Here is a 6,034-nt window from a genome sequence, read left to right on the forward strand (position 1 = left end):
GCACTGTGGGAGGCTCGGACTGATACTGTCGAGAACTGAACCCAGGCACGAAATGCATTGAGGCCACGGCACGTGCGACCCGCCACACACACCATTCATTCGCCAGTTCGCGCCGGCAGCCGGCGCGCGCCCTTCCAGGCCCTGTGCCTGGTGCTGGCTGTGGCGGCGGTGGCCCTGACAGCCAGCGTCTGGGCCGAGAAGCCTGCAACGCTAACCATCGATTTCCAGGCCATGTCCGAAACCGCCGAGGCCCGCTATGGCCCGGCCTCCCAACCGCTCATTGACGACTGGCGCTCTTTCCTGGGCTCCCTGACGGATGCCCCGGCAAAGGTCAAACTGGAAAGGGTCAATGACTTCTTTCACCGGCATCTGACCTACGCCGAAGACCCCATCGTCTGGGGAGCCAAGGATTACTGGGCGACGCCCATCGAAACCCTCACCGAAGGCCGTGGCGACTGCGAGGATTACGCCATCGGCAAGTACGTCAGCCTGCTCAACACCGGTGTTGCCAATGAGCATCTGCGCCTGGTGTATGTGCGGGCACGGATTGGCGGGCCATCGTCGCCGGTCACCCGGCCCCACATGGTGCTGGCCTACTACCCGACCCCAAGCGCCGAGCCACTGATTCTGGACAGTCTGGTGCGCAGGATACTGCCTGCCAGTGAGCGACCGGACCTGCTGCCGGTATTCAGTTTCAACAGCGAGAGATTATGGATCGGATCCGATCGGCCATCGTCCGACTCCCCCACAAGCCGGCTTTCCCGATGGCAGGAGACGATCAACCGGATGATAGAGGAAGGTATTTCATGGGACACCTATCAGTAGTACTGCAAATGCACCCGGTGCGGAGGGCGTATGAAGCTCAGTAAGCAACTCTGGCTGTTGATTTCCCTGCTGTTGGTAACGGCCTTCGTGGGCAGCTTTATGTTCAGCAGTCTGAACATACGCAACTACGTGGAAGAACAATTGCAGCTCAAGAACAGTGATACCGCCAATGCCCTGGCGTTGACCATCTCACAATCCGAGAAGGACCGGGCACTGATCGAGACCTTCATGGCGACCCAGTTCGACATGGGCCACTTCCGGCATATTTCACTGGAACCGGTATCCGGAGAGCCGATTGTGTTCCAGGCCGGGGCGAATACAGCTGAGCAGCAAGCGCCTGGCTGGTTCCAGGCGCTTTTACCGCTGGACTCTCCCACTGCTTCGGCACGGATTATGAGCGGCTGGAACGAATACGGTCTGATCCGGGTATCCAGCGCCACCGACGACGCCTATGAACTGCTCTGGAGTACCGTCCAGCGAACCCTGATGTGGTTGCTGTTCCTGCTGGTTCTGGTCGCGGTTGCCGCCCGCTATCTGGTCCGGACCATTACCGGGCCACTGGACGGTGTCGTGCGGCAGGCCGAAGCGATTGGCAATCAGCAGTTCATTGAGGGCGAGGAACCCAATACCGATGAGCTGCGCCGCGTCGCCCGAGCCATGAACCGTCTCGCCGCCAAGGTAAAAGCCATGCTTGCCCGGGAACGAAACCACGTGGAAGACCTGCGCTTCGCGCTCCAGCACGACGAGCTGACCGGCCTGCCCAACCGTAAGGTACTCATGCAGTCTCTGGAGCAACTGCTCAGCGAAGGCTCCGCCGAAGACCAGCACGGCCTGCTGCTGTTGCGTGTGCTGTCCCTGAATGAACTGAATCAGCGCCTCGGCCGCAAAGGCGCTGACGATTTTCTATGCCAGGTCGCAGAGGTGCTGCAGGAGCAGCAGGACAGCACTCACGACAACGGCGGAACCGCTCTGGCCGCCCGCCTGAATGGCTCGGATTTCGCGTTTCTGTTCCATGACCGGCCGGACCTGCACCAACTGGTGGAGGTACTGAACCACAAGCTGGACGCGATCAACCAGCAGACCCTCGATGAAAACCGGCCACTGCCGGTGATCATGGCGGGTGAATGGATCCGGGGTGATGAACAGCGGGCCAGTGTCATGATCCGTGTCGACGCGCTTCTGGCGAAAGCCGAACTGGAATGGCCGGAGCAGAACTGCCTGTTGTCAGAAGCCACTCAGGAGACCGACGCACGTTCTGTCGACCAGTGGCGCAGCCTGTTGACCGGGGCCCTTGCCAATGAACGAACCCGCCTGACCGCAAGCCCGGTCTACAGCCCGGACGGCGATTACCGGTTCGAGGATCTCACCGCGGAACTGAGCACCGAGGAGGGTGATATACCGATCAGCCAGTTTGGGCCATGGGCCCGCCGTTTCGGGCTGGAATCCGAGTTTGACCAGCAACTGCTGACGGCTGCCATCGGCTACCTGGAAGAGGACAGCCAGCGTCAGGTCGCGGTCCGCCTGTCTCAGGAAGCGCTGGACAGTGTAGCATTTGTCTCGGCCATGACCGGGCAACTCCGCCACTCCCCGGAACTGACATCACGGCTGACCCTTGCCATCCGCGAAACGGCGGCGTTTGCCAATGTCGAAAAATTCACGGACTTCAGTGGACTGGTCACCCGATTTGGCTGCCGGGTGGCACTGGTGGATGCATCAACCACCTTCCTGGCCTCCAATCTGTTGCCCACCCTCGGGCTGTCCTTCATTCACCTGGACAGTAACGTGGCTTCCGCGCTCGATCAGGACCAGGAGGAAGCCCTGTTTATCCAGCGGGTGTGCAGTGTCGCCCACTCCGTCGGCATGACCGTGATCATGGATGAGATGACCGGTGACCAGAACCGGCGGGCCACCCAATGTGGCGTGGACGGTTTCCGCAAACAGGAACGCCTGCCCAATTAACAGACCGGGCAGGCGTTTAAGGACACACCAGAACAGTTGAAACCGGGCCTCCCCGAACCGGGGAGGCCCGCCACCTCAGGAGTCGATGTTCAACTGGCCGTTGTTCAGCAGCGCCTGGATAAACTCATCCGAGGTCTGCCCGTCCATGCTGACATTCTCCAGGGTAATCACCTGGTCGGCGTTGGCTGAACCGCCGGCCTGCCCCAGATCGCCCTGGCTGCTGACATGCAGTACCGTGTTGGCGCCATCCTGCTCAGCGACGATGTAGTCCGCGAGGTTACCCTCGTTCTCGCCCTGCAGCAGGTCGCCGAGGTCCAGAACATCGGCATTGTCTGAACTGCCGGTATCTCCAAGGGTGAAATCACGAACCACGTCCTGTGCCTGGGTATCACCCTGATCACCGAACTCCCAGCGGAACACATCAGAGCCTGCGCCACCGGTCAGGTCATCATTGCCCAGTCCACCGATCAGCAGATCGTCGCCTTCACCGCCCAGCAGGGTGTCGTTGCCGGCCCCTCCGTGAAGCAGGTCATCGGCGTCGTCACCCTGAAGGGTGTCATCGTCCTTGCCGCCCACCTGGTACTGGGTGCTGTCGGTCGTGACATTACCTTCAGCATCCGTGGCCACCGCGGTCAGCTCACCCTCGCTGGAGGCGTCTGCGGACAGACTGGCGGACCATTGACCGTTCTCATCCGCGGTAACGGTACCGACGACCTGACCGGATTCATCGGTGATCGCCACCTCGGCGCCGGGCTCGGCAGAACCGGAGACTTCGAATTCACGGAAGCCAACGGTACTGTCCATCCGGTCATTGGTGTAATAGTTCGAGTCACCATCGATGCCTGTGCTGTCGATAACCAGCGTTTTCTCCACACCATCAACCGTTCCTGAGAAGACGACGATGTCCTTGTCATCATAGGACACATTGGTTTCATCGGATCGGGTGACCGTGCCGATCATTGTCTGAGTGACCCACACATCATCACTCGATTTCCAAGCTTGGCCCCGATCAACAAGTATCTGCCAGGACAGTCGATAGGTATCACCTACCTGAAGATGCGCTGTTTCGTTACTGCCGTCTATTGAGACAATGGAGAGGTTTCGGGTTGAGCCCTCTTCCGCCCCCCAATAATCTGAGGGATTATCCAGATCGTCCCCATCCGCCAGTTGACCGTTATTCCCGGTGTTGACCTCCATATCGGCCACACCGAAATCATCATCATCCAGGCTACCCCAGACCTCGGCGAGAACATCCACGCCGGTCTCCGTTACCGCCTGAACACTGTCAATGCTGACAGCGACTGCAGCCGGCTCGACCACCACTTCCAGAGGCAGGGAAGAACTTGCTGTATCACCATTGCCCTCCTCGGTGCTGGTCGCTACGACATTCAGCGTGTAGGTCCCGGACTGATCGTCGGGCACCGTCAGCGTCAGAGCGGACAGATCCCAACCGGTCACGTCGGCATCCAGGCTACCTTCGGTGGCCGTGAAGCTGTTGGTTCCGTCACTCAGGACAGCGCCAACCGGCAGTCCCTCAATAGCAACCGACAGACTTTCTGAGCCATCGCCATCGGTCAGGCTGGCTGAAATTTCTGACAGCGGGATCGGGTCACCGGCTGTGCCCTCATTGACGGTGTAATCAGCAAAGTAACCGCCATCTTCATCACCCTGGAAGCTGCCCAGGCGCTCGCCCTCCGCTTCAATGGTCTCCACATCCGGGAAGATCGCAAAGTTGTCAGTAGACAGTACTTCAGCGCTGCCACCATCCACGGCAACCGCCATGTTATAGCCGCCATTGCCGGCCTGGTTATGGGTATAGATTTCCAGTGTGTAGTAGCCGCTCTCGGAGACTGAATAGTCACCGTTGAAGCGGCCCTCGCCACCGTTACCATCCGGACCGTATCCCCACTCACCCCAGCGACCAGCGGCAACCAGATCGCCGCCAACAACAATGGCGCCACTGTCATCACTGAAGCCACCAAAGTTATAGGTTTCGCCCGCCTCAAGATAAATCAGGCCGGAAATCTTGTTACCTTCGTTGGCATTCAGGCCATTCGCACTGTTAACCGACACGCTGTCCATGGCCGCTGAGTCATCAGCAGCACCAGCTGCATCAAACGCGGCAATCAGGGCATCACCGTCGACACCATCGCCCCAGCCATGCTGATCGGGAACACTGAGATAGTTCCAGGTTTCAACAGTAAGCCCGACACTCGCAGGATCCCCTTCCGCACCGGACAGAGACAGCGAAGGCGCATCCGCAACCGGGGTGACCGACAGCTCAAGGGTGCCACTGTCGGTAGCTCCTTCACTGTCCTCAACGGTGAAGGTCACGGGTGGCAGTTCCCCACTCCAGTTCCCCTCCGGAGCAAACGTGTAGGCTCCACTGGCATTGATCGTCAGTTCCCCCTCACCTTCAAGAGTGACTGACGTGCCAGCCGTATAGGTGGTGCCATTGACCTCGAAACCGGTCACAGTCAGCGAATCACCATCGGGATCATCAGACTCGGACAGAACGTTGCCAGACAGCGTGCTGTCCTCAATACCTGATCCACTGACATCACCGGCAACCGGAGCCGCGTTCAACCCGAGAGTCGAGCCGGTGCCGTCATTTCCCGACGCATCCGTATACGACGCGTCCGCCACACTGACATCGATGGCCTCAGAGCCATCCGCGGTGAAGGTTGCGGTATAGGTCGAGCCATTCACCTGGGTGAGTTCGCCAAGAGCACCGCCGGTCACCTGTATATCACTGTCGTCGAAACCGGCTACGGATTCACTGAAACTGAACGTAATGGTTGCGGTTTCACCGGCGGCGAGGCTGGTTTCCGTTGCGTCGATATCGAGAGTCGGGCCAGTGGTGTCCAGCGTCGCGGTGTCATCCTGGGCCGTGACGGTTTCGCCGTTGTTGTCGGTGGCCGCCGCGTCGATGGTCAGCTCGCCGTCGGTCAGGCTGCTGACGTCCACGTCGGCAACGCTGTAGTCGCCGTTTCCATCCACGGTGGCCGTGGTGGTCACTTCGTTTCCGTTCTGGTCGGTGATCGTCAGGTTGACGGTCTCACCTTCACCCACGTCGCTGCTGCTACCGCTGATGTCCACGGTTTGCGCCGCGTTATCCACGGTGCCGCTGACGCTCAGATCGCCCGCGGTCGCATCCAGCGTCGCGGTGTCATCCTGGGCCGTGACGGTTTCGCCGTTGTTGTCGGTGGCCGCCGCGTCGATGGTCAGCTCGCCGTCGGTCAGGCTGCTG

The 6,034-nt window shown here is 60.0% G+C and carries 3 protein-coding genes; 2 read left to right on the plus strand and 1 reads right to left on the minus strand.

What is annotated here, in order from left to right; genetic code table 11:
- The first annotated feature begins 72 nt into the window (after nucleotides 1-72).
- Together HNR38_RS09625 and HNR38_RS09630 are read left to right on the plus strand one after the other, a co-directional pair.
- The gene (locus tag HNR38_RS09625; protein ID WP_343068276.1) at nucleotides 73-825 is read left to right on the plus strand and encodes a transglutaminase-like cysteine peptidase; all 753 of its coding nucleotides are present in this window, start codon (nucleotides 73-75) and stop codon (nucleotides 823-825) included.
- A 30-nt stretch (nucleotides 826-855) separates the two neighbouring features.
- The gene (locus HNR38_RS09630) at nucleotides 856-2,784 is read left to right on the plus strand and encodes a bifunctional diguanylate cyclase/phosphodiesterase (protein WP_183702897.1); all 1,929 of its coding nucleotides are present in this window, start codon (nucleotides 856-858) and stop codon (nucleotides 2,782-2,784) included.
- A 75-nt stretch (nucleotides 2,785-2,859) separates the two neighbouring features.
- Here HNR38_RS09630 and HNR38_RS09635 read toward each other — a convergent pair.
- A partial coding sequence (locus HNR38_RS09635; protein ID WP_183702901.1) for an Ig-like domain-containing protein occupies nucleotides 2,860-6,034 on the minus strand: 3,175 nt, incomplete at its 5' end.

Origin of the sequence: Marinobacter oulmenensis, assembly GCF_014201735.1 — a bacterium.
In the GTDB taxonomy this organism is placed as follows: domain Bacteria; phylum Pseudomonadota; class Gammaproteobacteria; order Pseudomonadales; family Oleiphilaceae; genus Marinobacter; species Marinobacter oulmenensis.